Annotated in this window: 24 protein-coding genes; 6 read left to right on the forward strand and 18 right to left on the reverse strand. The window is 55.2% G+C overall.

Annotated features, from left to right (window positions below; genetic code table 11):
* Positions 1–12: 12 nt before the first annotated feature.
* Genes hypE through Enr10x_RS18865 form a run of 12 tightly spaced genes read right to left on the reverse strand, consistent with a single transcriptional unit; the run spans position 13 to position 10,851 of the window.
* Positions 13–1,089, reverse strand: a complete 1,077-nt coding sequence (gene hypE, locus Enr10x_RS18810; protein ID WP_145111299.1) for a hydrogenase expression/formation protein HypE — start codon at positions 1,087–1,089, stop codon at positions 13–15.
* A gap of 38 nt (positions 1,090–1,127) precedes the next feature.
* On the reverse strand, positions 1,128–2,231 hold the full coding sequence (gene hypD, locus Enr10x_RS18815; protein ID WP_145111302.1) for a hydrogenase formation protein HypD: 1,104 nt from the start codon (positions 2,229–2,231) through the stop codon (positions 1,128–1,130).
* Positions 2,228–2,503 (reverse strand): HypC/HybG/HupF family hydrogenase formation chaperone, encoded by a 276-nt coding sequence (locus tag Enr10x_RS18820; RefSeq protein WP_145111305.1) that lies wholly within the window; start codon positions 2,501–2,503, stop codon positions 2,228–2,230. The genes hypD and Enr10x_RS18820 overlap by 4 nt, the downstream gene beginning before the upstream one ends.
* Positions 2,494–4,791, reverse strand: a complete 2,298-nt coding sequence (gene hypF, locus Enr10x_RS18825) for a carbamoyltransferase HypF (RefSeq protein ID WP_197997279.1) — start codon at positions 4,789–4,791, stop codon at positions 2,494–2,496. Before hypF ends, Enr10x_RS18820 begins: the two co-directional genes overlap by 10 nt.
* Positions 4,769–5,458, reverse strand: a complete 690-nt coding sequence (gene hypB, locus Enr10x_RS18830; RefSeq protein WP_145111310.1) for a hydrogenase nickel incorporation protein HypB — start codon at positions 5,456–5,458, stop codon at positions 4,769–4,771. Before hypB ends, hypF begins: the two co-directional genes overlap by 23 nt.
* Complete coding sequence (locus Enr10x_RS18835; protein WP_145111313.1) at positions 5,455–5,826, reverse strand: hydrogenase maturation nickel metallochaperone HypA/HybF; 372 nt, start codon at positions 5,824–5,826, stop codon at positions 5,455–5,457. Before Enr10x_RS18835 ends, hypB begins: the two co-directional genes overlap by 4 nt.
* Positions 5,819–6,298, reverse strand: a complete 480-nt coding sequence (locus Enr10x_RS18840) for a hydrogenase maturation protease (protein ID WP_145451005.1) — start codon at positions 6,296–6,298, stop codon at positions 5,819–5,821. Before Enr10x_RS18840 ends, Enr10x_RS18835 begins: the two co-directional genes overlap by 8 nt.
* 3 nt (positions 6,299–6,301) lie before the next feature.
* Positions 6,302–7,594, reverse strand: coding sequence for a Ni/Fe hydrogenase subunit alpha (locus Enr10x_RS18845; protein ID WP_145111319.1), 1,293 nt, complete (start codon positions 7,592–7,594; stop codon positions 6,302–6,304).
* A complete protein-coding gene (locus Enr10x_RS18850; protein ID WP_145111322.1) occupies positions 7,591–8,382 on the reverse strand; it encodes an NADH-quinone oxidoreductase subunit B family protein in 792 nt (263 codons plus the stop codon). The genes Enr10x_RS18845 and Enr10x_RS18850 overlap by 4 nt, the downstream gene beginning before the upstream one ends.
* A 2-nt stretch (positions 8,383–8,384) precedes the next feature.
* A complete protein-coding gene (locus Enr10x_RS18855; protein WP_145111325.1) occupies positions 8,385–9,260 on the reverse strand; it encodes an FAD/NAD(P)-binding protein in 876 nt (291 codons plus the stop codon).
* Positions 9,257–10,381 carry a 4Fe-4S dicluster domain-containing protein gene (locus Enr10x_RS18860; RefSeq protein WP_145451006.1) on the reverse strand — a complete coding sequence of 375 codons (1,125 nt, stop codon included), beginning with the start codon at positions 10,379–10,381 and terminating at the stop codon, positions 9,257–9,259. Before Enr10x_RS18860 ends, Enr10x_RS18855 begins: the two co-directional genes overlap by 4 nt.
* Positions 10,378–10,851 carry a Crp/Fnr family transcriptional regulator gene (locus tag Enr10x_RS18865; protein WP_197997280.1) on the reverse strand — a complete coding sequence of 158 codons (474 nt, stop codon included), beginning with the start codon at positions 10,849–10,851 and terminating at the stop codon, positions 10,378–10,380. Before Enr10x_RS18865 ends, Enr10x_RS18860 begins: the two co-directional genes overlap by 4 nt.
* Positions 10,852–11,240: 389 nt before the next feature.
* Between Enr10x_RS18865 and Enr10x_RS18870 the strand changes: the two genes are divergently transcribed.
* From Enr10x_RS18870 to Enr10x_RS18880, 3 genes are all read left to right on the forward strand, one after another.
* Positions 11,241–11,966: a BON domain-containing protein gene (locus Enr10x_RS18870; protein WP_145451008.1), complete on the forward strand. Its 726-nt coding sequence runs from the start codon at positions 11,241–11,243 to the stop codon at positions 11,964–11,966.
* Between the two features lie 279 nt (positions 11,967–12,245).
* Positions 12,246–13,406, forward strand: a complete 1,161-nt coding sequence (locus Enr10x_RS18875; RefSeq protein WP_145451009.1) for a baeRF3 domain-containing protein — start codon at positions 12,246–12,248, stop codon at positions 13,404–13,406.
* Positions 13,407–13,578: 172 nt separating this feature from the next.
* Positions 13,579–14,214: a response regulator gene (locus Enr10x_RS18880; protein ID WP_232093051.1), complete on the forward strand. Its 636-nt coding sequence runs from the start codon at positions 13,579–13,581 to the stop codon at positions 14,212–14,214.
* 115 nt (positions 14,215–14,329) lie between these two features.
* On the opposite strand, the gene Enr10x_RS18885 is transcribed toward Enr10x_RS18880, so the two are convergent.
* The gene (locus tag Enr10x_RS18885; RefSeq protein WP_197997281.1) at positions 14,330–14,863 is read right to left on the reverse strand and encodes an Hsp20/alpha crystallin family protein; all 534 of its coding nucleotides are present in this window, start codon (positions 14,861–14,863) and stop codon (positions 14,330–14,332) included.
* A 217-nt stretch (positions 14,864–15,080) separates the two neighbouring features.
* Positions 15,081–15,332 carry a hypothetical protein gene (locus tag Enr10x_RS18890; RefSeq protein ID WP_145451012.1) on the reverse strand — a complete coding sequence of 84 codons (252 nt, stop codon included), beginning with the start codon at positions 15,330–15,332 and terminating at the stop codon, positions 15,081–15,083.
* A 292-nt stretch (positions 15,333–15,624) separates the two neighbouring features.
* Here Enr10x_RS18890 and Enr10x_RS18895 point away from each other — a divergent pair, with 292 nt between their 5' ends.
* The gene (locus tag Enr10x_RS18895; protein WP_145451013.1) at positions 15,625–16,062 is read left to right on the forward strand and encodes a CBS domain-containing protein; all 438 of its coding nucleotides are present in this window, start codon (positions 15,625–15,627) and stop codon (positions 16,060–16,062) included.
* Between the two features lie 42 nt (positions 16,063–16,104).
* Entirely contained in the window at positions 16,105–16,779 is a 675-nt protein-coding gene (locus tag Enr10x_RS18900) for a protein-L-isoaspartate(D-aspartate) O-methyltransferase (RefSeq protein WP_145451014.1), read from the forward strand.
* Positions 16,780–16,788: 9 nt separating this feature from the next.
* Here Enr10x_RS18900 and Enr10x_RS18905 read toward each other — a convergent pair whose 3' ends face one another.
* The 3 genes from Enr10x_RS18905 to Enr10x_RS18915 form a co-directional block, all read right to left on the reverse strand.
* A complete protein-coding gene (locus Enr10x_RS18905) occupies positions 16,789–17,994 on the reverse strand; it encodes a methionine adenosyltransferase (protein ID WP_145451015.1) in 1,206 nt (401 codons plus the stop codon).
* A 44-nt stretch (positions 17,995–18,038) separates the two neighbouring features.
* Positions 18,039–18,989, reverse strand: coding sequence for a PAC2 family protein (locus tag Enr10x_RS18910; RefSeq protein WP_197997282.1), 951 nt, complete (start codon positions 18,987–18,989; stop codon positions 18,039–18,041).
* Positions 18,990–19,063: 74 nt separating this feature from the next.
* Positions 19,064–20,554, reverse strand: a complete 1,491-nt coding sequence (locus Enr10x_RS18915) for an amidohydrolase (protein WP_197997283.1) — start codon at positions 20,552–20,554, stop codon at positions 19,064–19,066.
* Between the two features lie 930 nt (positions 20,555–21,484).
* Between Enr10x_RS18915 and Enr10x_RS18920 the strand changes: the two genes are divergently transcribed.
* A complete protein-coding gene (locus Enr10x_RS18920; RefSeq protein ID WP_145451018.1) occupies positions 21,485–22,285 on the forward strand; it encodes a hypothetical protein in 801 nt (266 codons plus the stop codon).
* Positions 22,286–22,725: 440 nt separating this feature from the next.
* On the opposite strand, the gene Enr10x_RS18925 is transcribed toward Enr10x_RS18920, so the two are convergent.
* A complete protein-coding gene (locus tag Enr10x_RS18925) occupies positions 22,726–23,295 on the reverse strand; it encodes a tetratricopeptide repeat protein (protein WP_197997284.1) in 570 nt (189 codons plus the stop codon).
* Positions 23,296–23,693: the final 398 nt, after the last annotated feature.

The following is a 23,693-nucleotide window of genomic DNA, read 5'->3' on the forward strand; positions in this document are numbered from 1 at the left end:
TCGCTCCCGCAACTAGCAGATCCGAGGCAGCGGACTCCCCAGGGGGTCCGCTAACGGCTGCTCTGCTCCCAGTGTGCGCCGCACCGTGACGGCAGCGATGCCTCGTTCCCGCGCCTCGCCGATCTTTTGCGCCCCACTCATCCCCGGCAATCCCTGCAGTTCAGCAACCGCCTCTGCCCCCGCTCCCTGCTCGACAGCGATCAGCATCGTCCCCTCATTGGCGATATGCAGCGGGTCCAGTCCCAACAGTTCGCTGATCCCCCGCACCTCGGGCGTTACCGGGATCAGGCGTTCCTCAATACTCAGCGTCATATCGCTAGCGGCAGCCCATTCATGCAGCACCGCCGACACTCCGCCACGCGTCGCATCCCGCAGACAGCGGACCCGCGCGCCCAGCTTATGCCGCAGGTTTTCCACCGCCGGGAACAGTGAGCCGGAATCACTTTGAGGCACCGGTTCCACTCCCAGCTCTTCCCGCACCGCCATGACCGCTATGCCGTGCTGACCAACGGGGCCACTGACAATCAACTCGTCCCCCGCCTGAATTCTATCGGGCCCCACAGGCACCGGGTCCATGAGTTCCCCGACTCCCGCCGTGTTGATAAACAGTCCATCGGCGGCCCCGCGGGGGACCACCTTCGTATCCCCGGCCATGATCTGCACCCCGGTCTCTGCTGCCGTCTGGGCAACACTTTCCAGAATCCGCTCCAGCACCGCCAGCGGCAGCCCTTCCTCGATAATCAGTGACAGCGTCAGCCACAGAGGCCGGGCTCCACTGACCGCCAGATCATTCACTGTGCCATAAACCGCCAGCGATCCAATGTCGCCTCCCGGAAAAAACAGCGGCGTAATCACATAACTGTCTGTCGTCATGGCCAGCGGACGTTCACTCCGGGGCAGCGGAGCCGCATCGTTCAGACATAAAGATGAGACCGGCTGAAGTGTTTTCAGAATACATTCCTGAATCAGCTTTCGTGACAGGCGCCCCCCCTCGCCATGCGCCAGCGTCACACAGTCTGACGTAGTCAGCAGCAAAACCGGACAGTTCAACTGCCAGCTGCCCGATAAATTCCGTTCCCGCTCACTCATAGTCAGTTTCTTCTCATTTCTCAGCGTAACGCCCTGCCTCAGGCAGTCGCGTGATCAGCAGACATCCCGTATCGATAATAGGCGGCACAGGCCCCTTCCGACGAGACCATGGGTGCTCCCAGTGGGGTTTCCGGTCGACAGCGTTTTCCAAAATGGGGGCAAGCCGTCGGCTTCAGCTGTCCCGTCATCACGTCAAAACTCCGGCACTCTTCATTTTCCAACACCGGCAGAGCCTGTTTCTCGAACCGGATCCGGGCATCATACTGGCTCCATTCGGGACTCAGTTCCAGTCCGCCCCGGGGAATCACTCCAAAACCGCGCCAGGCCCGATCGCTCACCTGGTAGATTTCCTGCACCAGATCCCGGGCGGCCCGGTTTCCTGCCTCCTGCACGGAGCGGGCATAACAGTTCTCCAGTCGGGCCTGTTGCTGCTCCAGTTGCCTCACACAGGCCAGAATCCCTTCCAGTAAATCGAGCGGTTCGAATCCGGTCACCACCACGGGCAGCCGATATGTTTCCACAAACGACTCGTAAGATTCATACCCCATCACCGTACATACATGCCCGGCCGCCAGAAAGGCCTGCACCCGATGATCCGGCGCCTCAACCAGCGTCTCCATCGCGGGCTGCACGCGGACATGCGAGACCAACAGGCTGAAATTCTCCAGCCCGTCCCGATCCGCCTGCCTGACCGCCAGTGCCGTCGCAGGAGCCGTCGTTTCAAACCCGACTGCAAAGAACACCACCTGCCGTTCCGGATACCGGCGGGCCAGTTCGACGGCGTCCAGAGGGGAATACACAACCTGCACCCGCCCGCCTGCCGTCCGCACATCCAGCAGCGAACTGTCGCTCCCCGGTACGCGCAACATATCGCCAAAGCTGGCCAGAATGACATCCTCCCGCTGTGCCAGCTGGCAGGCAAAATCGATCGCCCCCTGATCGGTCACACACACCGGACAACCGGGACCATGAATCAGCTCCACGGTCCCCTCCAGTTCGGCCGCAATCCCGTGCCGCAACAGGCTATGCGTCTGACCTCCACAGACTTCCATCAGCGTCCAGCAGTGAGTCGCTGTCTTACGGATCTCTGTCAGCAGGCGTTGTGCCGCCTCGGGATCACGGTATTCATCCAGATATTTCATGAATCTTCCCCCGCATCGTCCGTCTCAGTTGCATGCCAGCCTTCGTCATCCCCCATTTCTGCCAGCGTCTGGAAGATCTGTTCCGCCTCCTCGGGATCAATCCGACTGATCGCAATGCCGGCGTGGACAATCACGTACTCCCCTTCCTCCGCTTCCGTCACACACGCCATGTGAACCACGCGACGGACGCCGTCAAATTCGACCTCCGCCTGGGCGAAGACTCCGTCCCGCTCCAGCCACCGTATAATTTTCCCCGGTATTCCTAAACACATCGAATCGTGTCTCTCCCTTCCCGCCTGGCAATCGCCAGCGCCAGTTGCCCTGCCGCCAGCCCCCCGTCATTGGGGGGAATCCGTCCCGGCAATCCCAGCTCCTGCCCGCTCTGTGCAAATTCTTCCGCCAGCAACTCCACCAGACATCGATTCTGAAACACGCCCCCTCCCAGCACAACGGGCAGCTGCGAATAAAACGAACCAAAACGAGCAATCGCTCGTGCCAGCCCCCGATGAAAACGCATCGCCATCCGCCCCGGAGAGACACCTCGCCTGCGATCCTCCCAGATTTGAGTCACCGCCGGTCGCCAGTCGAGTTCTCGCAGCTCCCCCTCATGGATCGGCATCTCATACGCTCCCGTCTCTGAATAATCACAGGTGGCTTCCAGCAGCATTGCCGGCTGACCTTCGAAGCCGGAATGACGGCATCCCAGAATCAGCATTGCCACGCCGTCAAACAGCCGCCCCGCACTACTGGTCAATGGTGAGAGCCTGCTGGACTTCCCGATTCTCAGCAGCGGCTCGGCTGGCTCAACCTCAGTTCCGAGCATTAAAGCGGCCTGTTCACCGAGTGACTGCGCCACCAGCATCACTGCAATCCGCCACGGTTCTCGAATCGCCTGTTCTCCCCCCGGCAGAGCAAAAGGCCGCAGGCGGCCCACGCGCTCATATTCGGTAGCCGTTGAGAGCAGGAATTCGCCCCCCCAGATCGTCTGGTCCGTCCCCCAGCCGGTTCCATCCAATGCGACTCCCAGAACCTTCCGGTCCAGCCAGCCCTGCTCCAGCATCCCGGCGAGTATGTGTGCATAATGATGCTGTACCTTTTCCAGCGGAATCCCGACACGCTCCGCCCACTGGGTGGTGAAGTAGTCCGGATGCTGATCACAAACCAGCCCCGCCGGAGCAAAGTCATACAGGCTCTGCAGCGACTGCAACTGCTCCAGGTACCGCTCACAGGCTGGCAGACACTCCAGCTCTCCCATGTGCGGTCCCAAAACGGACTGCTTTCCATTACAAAATGCAAACGCAGATTTCTGCTGGCCTCCCGTCGCTATTAACGGCTCGTCAAAGGCAATCGGCAGCGGCAGCGGAGCCAGTCCGCGTGCCAGGCGAATGGTCACACTCTGCCCCGCCATCACTCGCACGACACTGTCATCAATAGGGCGTTCAATCGGTCGGTCATGCTCCAGCCACAGGTCCGCTCCCGCACGCAGTCCCGCATCAATCTGATCTGCCTGACAGGCAATCGGCTCTCCCTCCCGATTGGCGCTGGTGACGACCAGCGGAAACTCACACGCGTTGAGTAGCAGCGCATGCAAAGGCGTGGTGGGCAACATCACCCCCACTGTCTGCAAACCGGAATTCAAATCGCAGGACAGGCCAGCATCACGACGGGCACGCAACAATACAATTGGCGCTGCGGGAGAGCAGAGCTCCTGCTCTTCCGTGTCATTCAGAATTGCCAGCGTGCGTGCCTCAGCGAGTGAACTCACCATCACCGCCAGCGGCTTAGCCGGACGTTGTTTCAGTTCTCGCAGCTTCTGAACTGCAGCATCAGAGCGGGCATCCGCCAGAAACTGATAACCTCCCAGGCCACGCAGCCCCACAATCTGACCCTGCTTCAAAGCTTGAGCTGCCGCCTGTATCGCGGCCTGATCCACAACGATCTCCCGTCCCCGGGAGTCAGTACACCAGACACGCGGCCCACATTCCGAACAGGCAATCGTCTGGGCATGAAACCGACGATCGGCAGCCGACTCATATTCGGCAGCACACTCGGCACACATCCCAAACTCTGCCATTCCGGTCTGTCGTCGCTCGTAAGGCATGCTTCGTATCAGGGAATAACGGGGGCCGCAGTCCGTACAACTGATGAATGGATATTGAAAGCGACGATCTGCAGGGTCGGTCAGTTCTTCCAGGCACGCCGGGCAGACCGCTCGATCGCGTGGTACCTCAGTCCTCAACGGTCCGTCTTCGTCACTCTCCAGGATCTCGAAGGACCTCAATGCTTCACATTCGATCGGCTGACGCTCCCGGGTCTCAAGCACCGCCTCAGTCGGCAGGTGTGACTCCAGTTCTTCTTCAAACCGCGCGACCAGTTGAGCAGGTCCTTCCACCCGCAGTTGCACTCCCGCAGAAGTATTACAGATCGAACCTGCCAGCCCCAGTTCGCGCGCCCAGCATGCTACCGCCGGTCGCAGTCCGATCCCCTGCACGCGACCGTTCCACAGAAACTGAACCGCGACCTGCGTTGCTTCCGGATTACTGATTGCCTGCCGGTTCATAAACGGATTCAATCTTTTCCTGATACTGCTGTTCCAGAAAGTCACACCACTCCTGAATCCCGCGACCATCGAGGGCACACGTCGACAGCACTTCGAGTTCAGGCTGTATTTTCAGCGCATCCGCAGTCACCGCCTCCAGAGTAAACGGCACATGCGGCAGCAGATCCAGCTTGGTCACGACCATCGCCTGACTCGTACGAAACATCTTGGGGTACTTACCCGGCTTATCGTCTCCTTCCGTCGTACTAATCAGCACCACACGCAGATGTTCTGCCAGATCGTGCGAAGCCGGACAGACCAGATTGCCCACGTTCTCGATAAACAGAAAATCGACCGCCGGATCCCCCAGTGCCTGCAACCCCCGTTTCACCAGTGGCAATTCCAGATGACAGGCTCCTCCCGTCGTCAGCTGAGCGACCGGCACCAGCGGTGCCAGCCGTTGGGCGTCCCGATCCGTCTCCAGATCTCCCACCAGCACAGCCATGCTGCGTCGACCTGCAAAATGACGCGCTGTTGCTTCCAGCAGAGCGGTCTTCCCTGCCCCGGGCGAAGAAAGCAGGTTTACCACCAGGGTTCCCCGCTGTCCCAGCCGTTCACGCTCTGCAGCCGCATCCGCTTTCTGCTCCGCCTGGATATCACGTCTGATGGTCAGCACACGCTGATTCATGACTTCACTCCCTCTACCATATCTTCTGAATCGACGGTGATACTCATCAGTTTCACCTGGTCTCCCTGGGTCACATCCACCGGCCCCCTCCCGCAGACAGGACAGAGGAATTCATAATTCTGTACTTCAAACCGCTGCCCACACAGACTGCACTCCGCCTTGACCGGCACCACTTCCAGCAGCAGGCCACATTCCTCCGAAAAGACATTGGCAGCCAGTTCCGCAAACGCAGCTTCAAACAGCAACGGCTCCACTCCGGACAGGTCACCTACCTGCACCTGGATCTCTTTCACGCGGCCACCGCCGTCATCCGCCACGATCTGCTGTACCTGCTTTAACAGCGTCTGCACCAGTGACCGTTCATGCATGATCGACCTCCACTGATTCAGTGACAGCCCACTCCCGGCAGATCGACTCGACGGCCTGTGTAATCCCTTCTGCGACGACGCTTGAGATTTTTTCTCCAAGAGACATTTCCGAGACTTCCACTCCCCAGACGACTACCTGCTCCGGAAGCTGCCCCAACTGCTCCGCCAGCGACAAAACACCCGGCAGCGAAATCTGATGCGTGCCGGACCAGCTCATCTGTTTCAGTTCAGCAGACGGCCACTGCCAGCGATGCACACTACCAACTTCTCCCGCCCCGCGACAGGCATCACAGACCACTAAGGTCTGACCGGAATCCAGCCAGTTCAGCAGGTCGTCCGGCGTACGTGACAGATGAAATTGAGCCTGAGACAAGCCTCGCTGCTGCAGCGCGCGAACCAACTCCCAGCCAGCCTGATCATCACCGTGCGGGCTGCCGATACCTGCAATCTGAATCTGTCGGGGTTCTGTCATAACTCAGGACCGATCGATTGTCACCTTCAGGAAATGGGTGGAACAACTGATGCACGGGTCATAAGCCCGAACCAGGTTTTCACATTTGCGGGCCGCCTGTTGATCGTCGTCTGCCACGACCTGCCGCACCCACTCTTTCAGATCCACTTCGATCTGGGCCTGGTTCTGCGACGTGGGAGGAATAATATCTGCCTCGACTATCTTCCCCTCCGCGTCAATTTCATAACGATGAAACAAGGTCCCTCGGGGGGCTTCCGTGGCTGACATCCCCACGCCCGCCTGGTAATCGTATGACATGCGCGGCTGACGCGTGGAATGCTGGTCGCGAAGAATCTGTAGCCCCTCTTCATACGCATGCACGAGTTCCAGCCCCCGCGCAATAATGGCCCGATGCGGATTGCGACATTCCGGTTCGAACCCGATCTCATCGGCCAGCTTCCGCGCCGCCGGGGACAGTTTCTCCCGGTTCAGATTCATCCGCGACAAAGGTCCCAGCAGATACGGACGCCCGGTCGACTTGCGCAGCGCATGCAGGGCCGTCGAATGCGGGACCTGCTGTTCCTGGAATTCGTCCCGGTACCGAATGACTTCCACCTCGTCCCCCGAACTGGTTTTCATCACCCCTGCATTCATCGGGTATTCGTCGGGATGGGAGAGGGAAACAAATTCGCAGTCCGATTCCAGTTCGGGATAGTCAAACCCCGCAACCCAGCGGGTCGTCTCGATGGCGGCGTTCAGCCCCCATTCAAAATCGGGGACCAGTTTCTGAAACTCGTTACGACTGGGGATCCGATAAAAGCCCCCCACGCAGACATTGACGGGATGAATAGCTCGTCCACCCAGCATGTCCACCAGATGGTTCCCGTGTTTTTTCAGCCTCAAGCCCCGGTTGACTTCATCCGGAAACTGTTTGGCCATCTCCAGCCCGCTTTCAAATCCCAGGAAATCCGGTGCATGCAAAAGATGCATATGCAGCCCGTGACTTTCAATCCATTCCCCGCAATATAATAAACGTCGCAGCCGGCGGATTTCGGGAGTGATCGTCACGCCCAGTGCCATTTCCATCGCATGTACGCTGCTCATCTGATACGCCACAGGACAGATCCCGCAAATCCGGGCCGTGATATCCGGTGCATCTTCCAGCGGACGCCCCCGCAAGAGCGCCTCAAACAGACGCGGGGGCTCGTAGATTTCCAGGCGGACTTCTTCGACAGCCTCGCCCTGCAGGCGAACGAACAGCCCCCCTTCGCCTTCGACGCGTGTCATCGTTTCCACTTTGATTCTGCGCTCGTTCATCCGCGCTGATCTCCCTCCAGCTGCACCAGTCGCGTACTCTCATTCCGGAAGGCGGGTGAATACGCGTTAAAGTTCTTCAGCTTGTGCGCGATCTCCGCTTTCGAAGCCCCTTCCCGTTCCATCTGTTCGGACAGACTGACCAGATTGGCCTGCAGGGCAGGACCAAAACAGCCGTAGCAGCCCCGGTTGTAACTGGGACAGAGTGCATGACAGCCGGACTGGGTGACCGGCCCCAGACAGGCCGTTCCCTGGGCAACCGTGACACAGACCGTTCCCCGGCGTTTGCAGTCCAGACAGACGCTGTGCCGGGGTGTACGCGGCGTCTGCCCTGCCAGCAATGAGCGAATGACTTCAATCAACTGATACTGGTTGATCGGGCAGCCCCGCAATTCGAAGTCGACGTGCACGTGCTCTGAAATTGGAGTGGACGTCTCCAGGACCTGAATATATTCCGGGGTGGCATAAACGTACCGCATGAACTCTTCTTCGTCGGCCCAGTTCCGCAAAGCCTGAATGCCTCCCGCAGTGGCACACGCACCGATTGTCATCAGGTAGCGGGCATCCTTGCGGATCTGCTGAATCCGCTCGGCATCGTGAGGCGTGGTCACCGAACCTTCCACCAGGGCGATGTCATAGGGCCCTTCTTCCATGCGGCTGGTCGCTTCCGGGAAATAGACGATCTCCACGGCATCCGCAACCGCCAGCAGGTGATCCTCGGCATCCAGCAGCGACAGCTGACAGCCATCGCAGGATGCGAACTTGAAAACGGCCAGTCGGGGTTTACACATGCTTACAGGCCCTCCACTTTCAGGTAGGGAGAAATCAGATCATAACGAAAGACGGGCCCATCCTTGCAGATAAATTCCGGACCTAACTGACAGTGCCCACAGAGGCCCACGGCACACTGCATATTACGTTCGGTCGAAACCCAGATCTGTTCTGTCGTCATGCCCCGCTGCAGTGCCCCCCGTGCGGTAAAACGCATCATGATGTCCGGTCCACAGATCATCATGACTGTGTTCGCTGGATCAAATTTCTGCAGTCGTTCCAGCAACTGGGGAACCACGCCTACATTCCCCTGCCAGCCAGGTGCCGACCGATCCACGGTGACCCGCACATCCAGCCCCTGTTCCCGCCAGCGCTGAAATTCGTCAGTATAGAGCAACATCTCCGGAGTGCGGGCGCCGTACAACAGTGTAATCTGTCCGTACTTCTCCCGCTCTGACAGCATGTGGTAGATCACCGGTCGTAACGGAGGCAGGCCGATTCCTCCCGCCACCAGAATCACATCTTTGCCCGCACACTGTTCCACGGGCCAGCTGGTTCCGAATGGCCCGCGCAATCCCAGCGTGTCTCCGACCCTCATGTCAGCAATCCGCCGCGTCACATTCCCCGCCTCACGAATTGTATGTGTCAGGGTTTCCAGAGAATCCGGATCCCCACTCATGGAAATCGCAGACTCGCCCGCCCCGGGTACATACAACATATTAAACTGCCCTGGTCGAAAGCGGTACGACTCTGCAGCAGTGGGATCAGTCAACGCCAGCTGATAAGTGGTCACGCCACTAACCTCGGGACGGATTTCGCGAATCACTGCAGTCTGCGATACCCAGGCGTTTGGCTGGGGATCAGAATGACATGCTGCTACAGGAGAATTCTCACTCATGATGGCGACTTCCGAATCGCGGTCACTTCTGCTGTTAAATCAATACCCACCGGACACCAGGTAATGCAGCGTCCACATCCCACACACCCGGAGGTCCCAAACTGATCGATCCAGCTCGCCAGTTTGTGGGTCAGCCACTGACGGTAGCGGCTGCGCACATTGTTTCGCACCAGTCCCCCGTTCATGTAACTGAATTCGACGTTAAAACAGGAATCCCACACCCGCTGGCGTTCCACATGCTCACCACTCAGATCGCTGACTTCCTCCACCGAACTGCAGAAACAGGTCGGGCAGACCATCGTACAGTTGGTACAGGAGAGACAACGCTCCGCGACATCGTCCCACTGGGGGTGTTCCAGGTTCGACAGCAGCAGATCCCGGATATCGGTCGTGTCAAATTCACGTTCGATCTGGTCTACCGCCTGCTGCCGCGCCGTTTCTGCGGCGGATTCCTGCTCTTCTGAAACTTCAACCGTCTCCAGTTCCTGCAGTATTTCTTCTCCCAGTTCAGTCGCGACCTCTACCAGAAATCCCTCTTCCAGCTCGGTCAAAGCCAGATCGAATCCCTGTCGGCAACGGGGGCCTGTATTCATGGAGGTACAGAAACAGGTGGACGCCGCTTGAGTACAATTGACGGCGATCACCAGTGCCTGCATCCGTCTGCGCTGGTACTGTGGATCAACATAGGGGCCACCAACAAAAACTTTATCCTGAACGCCGAGCGCCGCCAGTTCACAGGCCCGCACACCCAGAAAGGCATATTTCGGAGTCGGCTCTTCAGATTCACTGAATTGCCAGCCACTCTCGGTGCGATTAGCAACCGAGAGTGTACTCACCGGGGGAAACAGATTCTTCTTCCAGGACTGCGGCCCCACATTATAGCCGAACAGCGCCTGATCGCCGCGTTCTTCCAGTCGGTACTTGCCCGGTTCCTGGATGTCGGTCCAGCCTCGAGGCAGATCATCAATCGAAGTCAGCCGATCGTAGACAATCGCTTGCTGATCGATTGTGGGACCAATGATCTCATAATCGTGAGCCTGCAGGACTTCAAACAGTCTGGCAAACTGTTCCATTGACAGATAACAGGATCGCAGATTGTCGGGCTGTGGGGCTTCCGTCATTCTGCAGCCCCTTTCTGCGCATGGTGCGTCTGACCGGGATGCTCGCCATACATATCCAGTACCTGCAAGCGACAGGCGACCAGACGCTGTGAGAGGGATTTCGCGATCCGCTGCATGATCTGATAACCAATATCATGATCAGCCTCACATAACGCTCTGAGTTCCTCGGCATTGATGGCGATGACTTCGGTATCTTCGATCGCTCCTACCGTCGCCGTCATCTCGCCCTGCTGCAGGACCGTCGACCAGCCGACCAGATCGCCGGCTTCCAGAGTCAGAACCGGCAGACAACCTCGGGCGGGAATCGTCATACAGATCTCCACGCGCCCACTGCGGATCACATACAGATCCTTGTGTTCGCTCCCTTCGGTAAACAGCGTTCCCCCTGCCGGGAATTCCTTGAGACGCGAGATGGCAGCCAGTTTCTGCTGATCTCCTTCTGACAAACCCGCGGTGAACCGCAGCTCCATCAGAATTTTCTGAAGCTGATTCGCCTCCATAGCAGCCTCTGCTTTCGTTGAACTCACTAAGATGCGTGTCTGGTTCTCTTAATGCTGCGATTTTATACAGCTTTCCCGGCAGCGTCTATAGTGCAAACGGAGGAACCGATGTGAAATGAATACCTGTCCCGGACAGCTTCGATGTCTTTGCGGTTTCTTCACACATCATTTCGATAATGCGAATCAGCGTCTGTCCTCTACCATCGGGATTCTCCCCATTCCGCAATACGAAAATCATCCTATATCAAATCTGACTTGATGCCTGATACAATTTCCGGATCGTGATTCTAAACTGAAGTCTGAATTCTGATGGAACGAATTCTCCTGAATCTGAATTCATAGATAAAACAGGGACGCAGATGAACGAGTCGATACCTACGCCGCCTGCAACAGAACGGCCTGAATTTGCCACGGCCGATGAAATCATCAAACGACTCGTTGTCGACGAGCTTTACTGGGATGAAAGAGTCGATGCGGCAAAAGTGAAGGTCGTCGTGCAGAAAGGGGTTGTCTCTCTGACAGGTGAAGTCCCCACCACGGCTGATTTCTATGCTGCAGAAGCGGATGCCCGAATGATTGAGGGGGTGGTTACCGTGGAAAATCAGATCCAGGTGCTTCATCCCACGCTCGTTCCTGATAAAGAACTGTCCACCAACGCGGAAACGGTTCTCGTCTGGTCGCCTGAAGTCGATCATTCCCAGATCACAGTCGCTGCCAAATGCGGCTGGATTACTCTCATTGGTTGTGTTCCGACCTGTCAACAGAAACAGCTGGCTGCAGAACTGGTGGAAAGCATTCCCGGGGTCATCGGAATTACGAACGAGCTTTCTGTCGTCCCGACGAACGGCGTGTCAGATAATAATATCGCCCGGGAAATCCTCAAAGGAATCGAACACCACCGGGATTTGAATACAGAGTCGATCGATGTGGAAGTCGCAGACGGAGTCGTCACTCTGGAAGGAACCGTTCCGCACTGGCTCGCTTACCGCACTGTAGAAGAACTGGCCTTGATAACGGAAGGAGTAGTCAATGTGAAAAACCACCTTATCTTTAATGGAAATCATCAGCCGGATCATACAACCTGAATCGTGGGCTGTTTCAGTTCAAATCCCCCCTGCCTGCTGGTACCAGATCGCTCTCAATCTGCTGCCGGTTCCGATTTCCCTGAGAGCCGGATTTCTGAGAACGGGTGCCCGTATTCTGATTTTATTCGCATCACTCAATTTAATTCATACAATGATTAATGAAAGAACGTACTAATCCTGTTGCTGAAAGCACAGCGTGGGTCAATTTGAGTTTGCGATCAGGCACGCCGATCATTTGTCAATTTGCATCTTCGATTTTTTATACTCAAGGAGCGTTCAATGAAGACTCTCTCGCACGATGAACTCAAGTCTCTGACAGAATGGGAACAAGGCCCTTGTGTTTCGATTTATTTACCGCGGCACCAGGCCGTTTCTGAGCATGGCGAAGATCCCATCCATCTGAGAAACCTGCTCGATGAAGCAGAAATCAGTCTGCAGGCACAGGGGCTGGGAGCCGTCGAAACCCGAACCCTGCTGGAACCCGCGAGAAAGATCCAGAATGACGCTACCTTCTGGGAACGTGGTCCTGCGCAGGGGCTCTGCATTCTCGTCGCGCCAGGCATGTTTCACCAGTACGATCTGGCATACCAGTGTCCGCAGAGCCTTTCAGTCGCAGACAGTTTTTATGTGAATCCGCTGTTTTATAAAGTTTACGACAACGATCACTTTGATCTGCTGGCCATCTGCCCGAAATCCGTCAGACTCTTTCGCCATCAGAATGGTGAGTTCACTCAGCTTGAGCTCCCGGAAAATGTACCCGCAAACCTGGAAGAGATCTCTGCCAACACCCAGTTTGAAGAATCGCTGCAATATCACACGACTTCCGCCGCCGGTGCCCGGGGCGATAACGCATCCATGCAGCATGGTCATGGCTTAACCAAAGAACAAAATGAGAAACTCCTCTCCGATTACTTCCAGCTCCTGGCAAAACAGCTGGAAAAAAATCTGGACAACGCTGGCCCTCCGATGATTCTGGTGACAGCCGAAAAACAACAGAATCTGTTCCGCAAGCACTATCACGCCAAAAATCTGATCGCTGAGGGAATCACCACCTCCCCCGATCACCTCAATGAACAGGAGCTCTATCAGCTCGCCTTACCCGTGATCGAGCAGATCTCAAGTGCGCCGTTTCGTAAAGCCCGGGAACAATATCAGCAGCATCTGGGTACCTCCCGGATCTCTCACCAGTTGGAAGAAATCCTGCAGGCAGCCGACCAGGGCCGGATTGAAGCCCTGTTTACGCCACTGGGTTCAGAGCTCTGGGGAAGGTTGCCCAACGATGGCGACTTGATCCAAACGCACGCTCAACCAGAGAATGGAGATGTCGCACTGCTCAACTGGGCTATCCGTAACACCTATAAACATGGTGGAACGCCTTATGTAATATCAGCTTCTGAGATGCCTGAAGACAAACCCGTGACCGCCTATTTCCGCTGGTGATCGATTTTGAAATTAACATTAAAATTTCAAAATTGGACGATGTTCTCCATCACCCCCCAAGGTATAGAATAATTCTGCTATCCGAATCTTCGACCACAATCTTGCTTGCTTTGGGCCAGTGATGGAAGAGCACACCAGAGACGATTCTCATTGTAGTTCCTGCACCCGCATCATGATTGTCGATGATCATCCCATCGTCCGGGAAGGTTACGTACACCTGATCCAGCGTAGAGACGATCTGCAAGTCTGCGCTCAAGCCGGTGGTAAAGTCGAAGCGATGCAGCAGATCAGGAGCAGTTCTCCACAGTTGATCATCGTGGATATCTCACTTTCTGACGGCAGCGGTCTCGAATTAATCAAAGATATCAAATCCCAATCTCCGCAGATCAAGCTGCTCGCCGTCTCCATGCACGACGAAAACCTCTTCGCAGAACGCTGTATCCGTGCCGGTGCTCATGGTTACGTCAACAAACAGCAGGCTCCCGAACAACTCATCAATGCCATCAATCGCGTCCTGTCAGGTAAAATCTATCTGAGCCAGGACATTACCGAACGTATGATCTGTCGTTCCATTGGTGCCACGGAAGACGAAAACGTCTCCCCCATCGAAAAACTCTCTGACCGTGAACTCGAAGTCTTCGAACAGATCGGCCAGGGAGAGACGACACGCCAGATCGCCAGCAAACTGAACTTAAGCGCCAAAACGATCGAGACTTACCGCGAGAACATCAAGCACAAGCTGAATCTGTCCAACGCGACAGAACTCACCCGTCACGCCATCCAGTGGGTCCTGGAAAATCGCCAGTAACCGGCACACTGCGCGAACGTTATTACATCCTGCATAAATAACGATGGTGTGCCACAACACGCCTTATGTGACACACCACCCCGGGAATGCAAAGCCGCGACCAGTTACTCAGGAGTTATTTGGCTTTCGGCTTCACAGTCACCTTGTGCGACTTTACGGCTTCTGCTTTCGGTAGTGAAATCGTCAGCACGCCGTTATCACAACAGGCTTCGATTGCATCTTCCTTCACGTCACAAGGCAACGTCACCGTACGTGTAAAACTGCCTGAACGTCGTTCGACTCTGTGAAAGGTTTTCCCTTTCTCTTCCTGCTCCTCTTTCCGTTCGCCGGTAATCCGCAACTGATTCCCACTGACTTCCACATCAATTTCTTCAGGTTTGATTCCGGGAACATCCAGATGAACTTCGATTTTGTCGTTCGTCTCGGACAGGTCAAGTGAGGCTTCGAACCCCTGTGTTAACCAGCCACTATTCCAGTCATCAGAAAAACGAGTCAGCAAATGATCCATTTCATCCCGCAATGACCAGAACGGCGCACGTCCAAAAAAAGAAGCCAGATCACCAGGCTTCCGCGACAGCGCACCCGTCTTAATTTCAGGTTGACCAGTGGGAGCCGACTTCGATTTTTCTTTCGTCATTGTTGTTGCCATCGCCATATCTCTCCTTAATAAAATGCTGATTGGGGAATATTCTGCTGACACAGCCAGCAAATCTGACACCAGATCAGAACTGGCCGTCACTCAACTTTTGACGAGAATCCTACCTTCTCCCGATTTGTTCTGAAATCAGGAAATCAAAGAGAACGACACTACGGTATCCCCTGCTCTCCGCCTGGGGATTTCCCCGATCTTATCGGGTAAGCACTTTTCAGAAACAGCCTTTCTGAATATGCTCTGCCATGATCTCTTTCATTCTGCTGATATTCGCTTCTTCCTGTTTTTTAATGTCTCGCCAGAAACGCTGCAGCTCCTTGTGACCGGAGGCATTCGCGATATATTGGTCACACCGCCACAAGGCATCCAGACGCTTGCTTAATTCATGCACCAGATCATGATCGTGATCTGCACATCCCCGTGTTTCACCGATATGCTCCATCTGTTGTTCTGCTACCATTGTCATGATTCACACTCCTTTCATAATTGGGATTCGGTTTCCGAAAAGAAACCATTTGACAACATCTTTAAAATACACATTTCCCAACGGGCATAAAATCAGGGCAAAGATCAAAGTGAACTGGGGATTTTCCCCACTGAAACTACCGGCATTCCTACTATTCAGAATCTGTTTACAGATTGCTAAGATCAGGTATGCTGAAATATAGAAACGGTTTACTGTCCACAGTCAGCCCGTTTCATATGCTTGGCTACTTTCAATCAGACATCCGACATCACAATTTGCAAAGGAGAAAGTCATGACTGCAGGACGAATTTGCACAAGAGAAGTCGATTTGGTTGATGAAAACGAATCTGTTCAAGTCGCCGCCGAACGCATGAATTCCCGCAATGTAGGCACCCTGATTGTCCTCGACGAAGAATCCCATCCCATCGGCATGATCACGGACCGGGACCTGGCCCTGCGCGTGGTTGGTAAAGGTCGCGATGCCATCGAGACCACCGTCGAGTCAGTAATGACCCGCTTCCCCTTCAATGTCAACGAAGAGACATCCATCGAAGACGCTCTCACTAAAATGCGTTCCGGGGGCTTCCGACGGCTGCCCGTCGTTGATCAAGATGGTAAACTGGCAGGCGTTCTGACGCTCGACGATATACTCGAACTGCTTTGCGAGGAATTCACCGAAATCGGAAAGATCATCCGGAAAGAGAGCCCGACCAGCCTGGCTCAGCTTTGACGCAGAGTATGCGTTCCAGCAACAGTAAAAAGACCACCGCCTATGACCGATTCTGCTGAGAATACCGACCCTGATATCCACGTCAATGCACGTGAGCGCATGATCGAGGAGCACCTGCGGGAACGGGGCATTACCAATCCCCGCGTGCTCCACGCCATGCGCAGCGTCCCCCGTGAAGAATTCGTCACCCCCGAAAACAGACGCTTCGCCTATAACGATTGTGCCCTCCCCATCGATTGCCAGCAGACCATCTCTCAGCCCTATACCGTCGCCTTTATGTGTCAGGCCGCCCAATTGACCGGCTCCGAAAAAGTCCTCGAAATCGGCTGCGGTTCCGGATACGGCGCTGCTGTCCTCTCCCTCCTCGCCCGCGAAGTCCATACTGTTGAACGCATCCCGGAACTGGTGGAACAGGCCAGCGAAAAGCTGACCCGCCTCGGCTATGACAACGTCCACGTCTACACGGCTGATGGAACACTCGGCGTCCCCGCAGCGGCTCCGTTCGACGCCATCATTGTCACCGCTGGCGCACAATCCCTCCCTCAGCCTTACGTGGATCAACTCAACGAAGGCGGCCGCATCATCATCCCCATCGGAGGCGAATACTCCGGACAGACCATGTGCCGGTTCACATTAAGCAACGGACGACTGGATGAAGAAAACCTGGGCGCCTTCGCCTTTGTGCCTCTCATCGGGGAGCACGGCTGGTCTCGCTGAATACCAGCTTTAATACACGCTGAATTCCCCGCTCGCCAGCCGTCTGACAAAATCCTCCATGTTTCGCAGCTGCTTCTCGATAATCTCCTGAATCGGTTGTTCTACCTCCTCGAGTCCGGTTCCCGCGCTCAACACGACCTCAGTACTTACCATCCAGGGATCGCTGATCTCGCGACCAATCTGGCTGCACATTCGCACGCAGACCTCTTTCACCGGCTCCAGCTCTGTATAAATCTGGTTCGCCAGGTGATGACACAACACGTTGTAGATTTTGCCCACATGACTGAAAGGATTCTTCCCGGCTGCCGCCTCGGCACTCATCGGACGATTCAAAGTAATCAAACCGTTCACCCGGTTCCCGCGACCTACCTGTCCTCCGTCTGCCCCTTCGGCTGAAGTCCCCAGCACCGTCAGATACATGCCGTCCAGCCCTCGCTCCTGGTCGTCCAGCGTGTTGATCGCCAGCGAAACGCTGTCCAGCGTTTTGAGCTGCGGCTCCAGAAAGGCAGTCAGCTCTTCCTCCAGTTCTTTTTTCCGGTCAAAGTAGTACTGCACTTCCTCGATGTACCGGTCGACGATCGCCACAGCCACAGTCAGCTGCAGACCCCGATCACGACGGACACCCATCACTTTGACATCCTGCCCCGTTTCCGGATACTTGAGCTTGAATTCTTCGGTATTGATCAGCCGCTCCGTCTCCAGCACTAGTTGTTCGGTCTCCGTCAACGGAGCAAATCCGACTGCAGCCGATGTGTCATTCGACAGCAGGCGTGCCCGCGAGAAGATATCCGTCAACTCCGCGGAGCCGGCCCTCAGTTCGTTCTGAAACACCACGTGCGTCTCCGGATTGACCAGAGGCAGATGCGCCTTGATCCACTCCCGGGCACTCTCCAGCGCAATCTCCTCCACGGAAATTCGGTGGCCCTCCCATTCGGACGTCGCACGATCCCCGATCACCAGTCGCATCGGTGTATGCACGACTCCGCCCCCCAGTTCGGGCTCGGTATGGCCCGCCACCAGCAGGCCTTTATCGATGTTATGATGCAGAATCCGTCCCGCCCACTGCAGGTAGCTCTGTGAAAGCGAGATCGAAATCGCCTCCGCGATCCCGTCGCAGATCGTATCCGGGTGACCGATCCCTTTGCGTTCGACGAATTCAATCGCCCCCTCCGCCGTGGTCAGTGATCCCTTCTTTTCCAGTCGAAAATGTTCCATCAGAAAATGGACTCCTGTTGTCGTACTTTGCTGACCGAGCCGGCTCAGCCGTGATTTTTGAATAGGTCCAGAAAACGGTCTTCATATTCTGCAAACAGATCCAGCCGATCCAGTTCCTGTTTGAGAATATAAGCCTTAGAGCGATCCTGCTTCGCCTGTGCGAACAACTCTTCGATCCGCTGCGCTTCTTCCGGCGTCAGCGTCGGCTCTTCGGGAACCTCAGGCTGCAGGGATTCTTCAAACGACTCCTGCTGTTCCGGCATCTCCTTTTTTTCGCCCATTGACTTTTCCACCTGCGATAACAGCTCGCCCAGCTTCTGCTCCATCGCTTTTGACTGTTCGACGAGCTCGCTGGTATCGATTTCAATTCCCGAGATCAACCGAAATGCCTGCAGTACCGCCAGCGAAGCCTTGGGGAACGGCAACTGGGAAAAGATATGAGGCATCTCCCCCAGCAGACAAGTCCCGTCCATCCCCTTATCCGCCGCCGCCCCCAGCAGGATTCCGTTCAGACCGCTGATGTTCCCTTCCTGCAGAATCTCGAGGTTATTCACCCGCATCTCCTTCAGGTTCTCCGGATCCGTCACCGCAGCAAATACACGCGATTCGTGTTCCGGATGCATGGCGGTTGCCATCGCCGCGAATGTAAAGATTCGCTCGATTCCCAGGTCCCGGGCATACGTAACCATTTTCTGACAATACGTGTATTTGCCGAACTGAGGCTGAGCTTCGCCGATCAGAATCACCAGGTCGTGCTGTTCCTCTGGATCTTTCCATAGAAAGAATCGACTCCGCGGGCGCATCCCCGTGTGAATCACTCCCTGTTCGACTTCGACGTAATCGATGTCAAACAGTTCCGGCGGTGAATACTCGGAAAGCAGTTCCATCCCCAGCTTGGCCATCAGATAATATCCTGCCGTCAGCCCCACATTTCCCATACCGGGCCAGACAGCGATCATCCACGGCGATTTCAATTCCTGGACTCCGTCGATCATGTTCATCTCTCGATTCTCCCACTCCTGGTTGCCTGATCTTTGGAAAAAAACAGCTCCGGTTACCCTGGTACAGATCACCGGATTTTCACTGGTGGCTTCTGTCCCTTCGGAATCAGCGTGATATATTTTCGACTCTTCATTCGCTGATCAAAGTCCGCTTTCGCTTCCTTCACCAGCGCCGGATTCTCCATCAGTGCCACCGTGGTTGCTGCCAATGCCTCTGCCGCATACAGGATTCCCTTCTCCCCGATCGAAGATCCGATGCAGGCCACATTCTGCCAGCTGTGTCCCGGGTTTCCTGCAGCAAAACAGGTGGTCCGCAGACCTCCCGTCGGAATGTGCCAGCTGATGTCCCCCACATCCGTCGATCCCTTCGATGACGTCCGCGACTCCACCAGCGTATGTACCCGGCTGTCGATCGCTACCGGGAATGTCTGGCCGAACTTTTCAATCAGGGGCTGCTGGATCCGGCGGGCAAACGCTTTCTCTTCGCCTGAAAACTCCGGCGGACCGATCACCGTCAGTTTCTCATGAATCAACTCCGACAGGGGCGCATTCGGAATCAGCTCGTGATTATCCGTATCCACCTGAATCGACAGTTTGGTCCGCGTCATCAGTGCCGCCCCTTTGGCGATATCCACCACCCAGTGATAATATCGCTCCAGGTCCTCGTGCGCATTGGCCCGCACGTAATACCACACCGTTGCTTTCGCCGGCACCACGTTGGGCTGTCCGCCTCCATCGATAATCACATAATGCATCCGAGCGTCTTCTTTCACATGCTCGCGCATAAAATTCACGCCCACATTCATCAGCTCCACCGCATCCAGCGCACTCACACCGCTCTCCGGACTCACCGAAGCATGCGAGGGCAATCCCGTAAACGTAAACTTGACCGACACCAGTGCCTTGGAGCTTCCCAGGTGCACGTTGGTAATATTCGCCGGATGCCAGTGCAGACAGATATCCAGGTCCTTGAACTGGCCATCCAGCAGCATATACACCTTCCCCAGTCCGGTCTCCTCCGCCGGCGTACCGTAGAGTCGCACCGTCCCCTTGAGCTGATGCTTGTCGATTGCTTCTTTGACCGCCAGGGCGGCCCCTAATGCCGCCGTCCCCAGGCCGCTGTGTCCACAGGCGTGCCCCGCCCCTTCTTCGGAGAGACTCTCCCGATAAGGAACCGTTTTCTGAGACAGTCCCGGCAGGGCATCATATTCGGCCAGGATCCCGATAATCGGATGCCCGCTGCCGTAGCTCGCCACAAACGCGGTGGGCATATCTGCCACCCCGCTTTTGACTTTGAAGCCTTCCGCTTCCAGCTTTTCAATCAGCAGCTGTGACGATTTCGTTTCCTGCAGGCCGATTTCTGCATAATTCCAGATCGACTGATTGACCGCTTTCAAATCTTCCGCCCGTTGCTGCACATCCTGCACTGCCGTCTGCTGAGCACTGCTCAATTGACTCTGCTCTTTTTCAGCTGCAGTTAACAGCAGACAACCGCTGCCCAGCAACAGCCCCACTACCGAGCCAGTCCACCACCGTTTCCAGTCCCATTTTGCATGCATGATGATTTCTTTCCTCATAGAAGCACAGCGCTACAGATTCTTACCTCAATTCAGCCTACCAAAGCCCGCCCGGATTGTCATCTGATTTCCCGGTTCTCCACTGCTGGATTTTCACTGAAGAGAACGAACCGGCTACTGTATAAACTGACCTTGATCCGCTCTTCCCGAATCGTATTCTGTTCCAAATCTGGCTCGCGCGCGAGGCGGGTGGGCGTGCACTGGAACAGTGCGAACCAATATCCCAGGTTCACCTGAGTCGCCGTCATTTTTCACCAGGTTTCCAGTGGAACATTTTGAACCTGTTCGCAATGTTCTCCCTCTGACCTGGCCACATTGGGACAAATTCGGGACAAAAATGGACAGAATCGGGACAAAACCCGGACACAATCCGGCCACATCAGGACAAAATTTTGTCTTGACCCCCACGTGCCCTTCTACAAAATTGAGAACATCAATAGACGCAGGCGAGTGCCACTGTCGACTTGCCCGACAGTGTTGAAACCAGCATAAATATTCCGAAAACAAAACCATAACCAACTCCCATTGCTCAATGAGGATCATCGTAGGGGCAGAGCCTGTGTGCCTGCCCGCCTCTCGACATTCCACCGGATAACGCTTCCAAGGGAACCATCATACACACCGGCACCAGCCAGACCAGATGATCAAAGAGCACCAGCGTCTTTAAACAGGACACCACAACATCAGCGATCAATGCAGAAAGTCTGCCCCCACCCCAAACCCGCGCCGCCCAGATCCCTTTTCGTGACTTTCGTGCTTTTCGTGGTAGTTAAAATTTCGAGCATTTCGTTGTCCCACCTTCGTGACTTTTCGCGGTACACATCTGGCCAGAAAACATTTGCATCTCAGCCAGAAACGTTTCAGAATAAAAGCAGGTCTCTCACTTCGTTCCTTTTCAGGAAAGACACGCTCATGCACCGCTTGCCCCTCATCGGCCTGGCCGTCTCACTCAGTCTGCTCACATCGGTTCCCCCCGCCCGTGCCACCAATGACTATTTTCTGCCGGGCGATGCCTTCTTTCCCTCCAGACTCATCTTGAAAAATCTGAAACAACAGGAACAGGAAGCCGAACCCGTTTTTTACTACAATTACGTCTGCGAATATGCCTTCTGTGGTTACGCCGGCTATTCCCAGCTCAAGCTGGACAAACAGAATTCGGAACTGGCAAAGAATATCCGCAAAGCCTATTTTCAGATTCGTAAAAGTCAGCCGATCAAACTCGAGGCCAAAAACGACGTCAAGCTCACCGAAACAAATCAGGACATCTGGAAGCTGGACAACTTCTATGAGACCAATGGCCTGAGCATGTTCTTTTACAATGAAGATTACGACTGGCAGCGCCGGAAAATAGCCATCAAGTACAACGAAAACTGGCGTGAGGAGATGAAAAAATTCATCAACACGGGAGAGTACTGTGCCTTCATCAAAACATCGGATGCTGTCATGAAATCCTGGTCACTGGGAAAACATGTCCCACCCCTGAACGTCCAGTTGCCTGAGGCGAAAATAAAAACCGGCAAGGATGTCGACATCCCGCTGACTCCCAAAGGCCCGCTCAAAGTCCTGATTCTCTACGATGATAAGTATAAACAGTACTACGACATGAAAAACGGCAAGTATCTGCTTGAAGTCACCAATAAAGGTATCACCGCCTACATCATCCACCGCAAACAATGGAAAAAATACGATGATGTCTACGGCGATGATAAATAGAAAAAACACAATCCTCTCATAGGATTTAAATCACTGGCTAGAGAATTCTTCGGGTGAGCCCGAATGCAATTCGGGCCGAGCGCAGCGAGCAGGAAACTGACTGTGTTGCGTTCATCAAAGAGCATCACACGGGGTGACTCTTAAACCAACAGGGCCTGAATCGGAGAAGCGCGAAGCTAAACTCAAACTTTTTCCCTGACAGTTTCCTGTTGTCTGCGACAACCCCGAATTACATTCGGGGGCACCCGGGAAGCTGCTAATAAGCGTAGGGTGCGGCCCTGTGTGGCCGCCCACCTGGTAGAGCACGATTCAGCGTCACGCATCACATGGCCCAGAAGAAACGCTCAAATCACCAGTTCCCTTTTCGTGACTTTCGTGCTTTTCGTGGTAGCATAAATTTCGAGCCCTTCGCGGTAGTCCCCTTTCGAACCGTTCGCGGTCTACAACACGATGCCGTCATACCGCAGCACGTATTCCTTATCGAACACATCCGGCTCCAGCTTCAGCCCCCGCTTGCGATCCTGCTCTGCCTTCTCTTCCTCGCCCTCGAAGTGGTAAGCCAGCCAGCGATGGAAATAGCCTTCCCAGTTCTTCGGTGCCAGTTCGATCGCCCGGGAATAGTCGTCGATCGCCAGTTCAACCTTTTCATCGCTCCAGCGGATCAGTCCCCGATGCACATAAATCGAAGCCAGCCGTTCGGAGTCATATCCGGTCTGCTTCTCCGCCACCTTGATTGCCGCCGTCAGATCATCCTCGGCAGACGCGTACCGGCCGACGCCCATATAGAGCAACGCCCGGGCAAAATGCGCATCCGGATCATTGGGGTTATCATCGATCGCCACATTGAAAGTGGCCTGCTGTGTCTCAAAATCGTAGAGACCATCCTGGGGCGTAAAATCGGCCAGCGGCCGGTAGAGTTCAGGAGCCGTCATCGGAACGGGAATGCACGCTGAAAGACAACACACAAGTAGAACACCGCCGGAGAACAGGCGGAATGACAGATTCAGCATCACAGAACATCCTTGTTCGACGGATCCAGCCAGACATAAATTAACATAAACACTATAACTGTAATATGTTACAGCAGACAGCCGTCTGACCGGCATCAAGCAGCAGTAACCCCCTCCGCGCGTAATGTAGACCACAACCCCCTCTTCCTGCAAGACGGTTCGTAATTCGGTGACATCCTGTCTGGAATCCGGCCAAAAGATTGACGACAATCAGTCTGAACAAACTGACTCATTCACTGGAAATACAACAGATCGAAGTCTTCCCATGTGTCACCAGTCGCAATCACTACCCCGGCTCACGGCAGGTTCCCGCAGCCTCCGTTGTTTCTGGATGACCTGCCTCTGTCTGTTGAGCCTGACTTCCTGTAGCCGGCAAACACCAGCCCCCCGGCAGACAC

It is taken from the genome of Gimesia panareensis (assembly GCF_007748155.1).
GTDB lineage: Bacteria > Planctomycetota > Planctomycetia > Planctomycetales > Planctomycetaceae > Gimesia > Gimesia panareensis.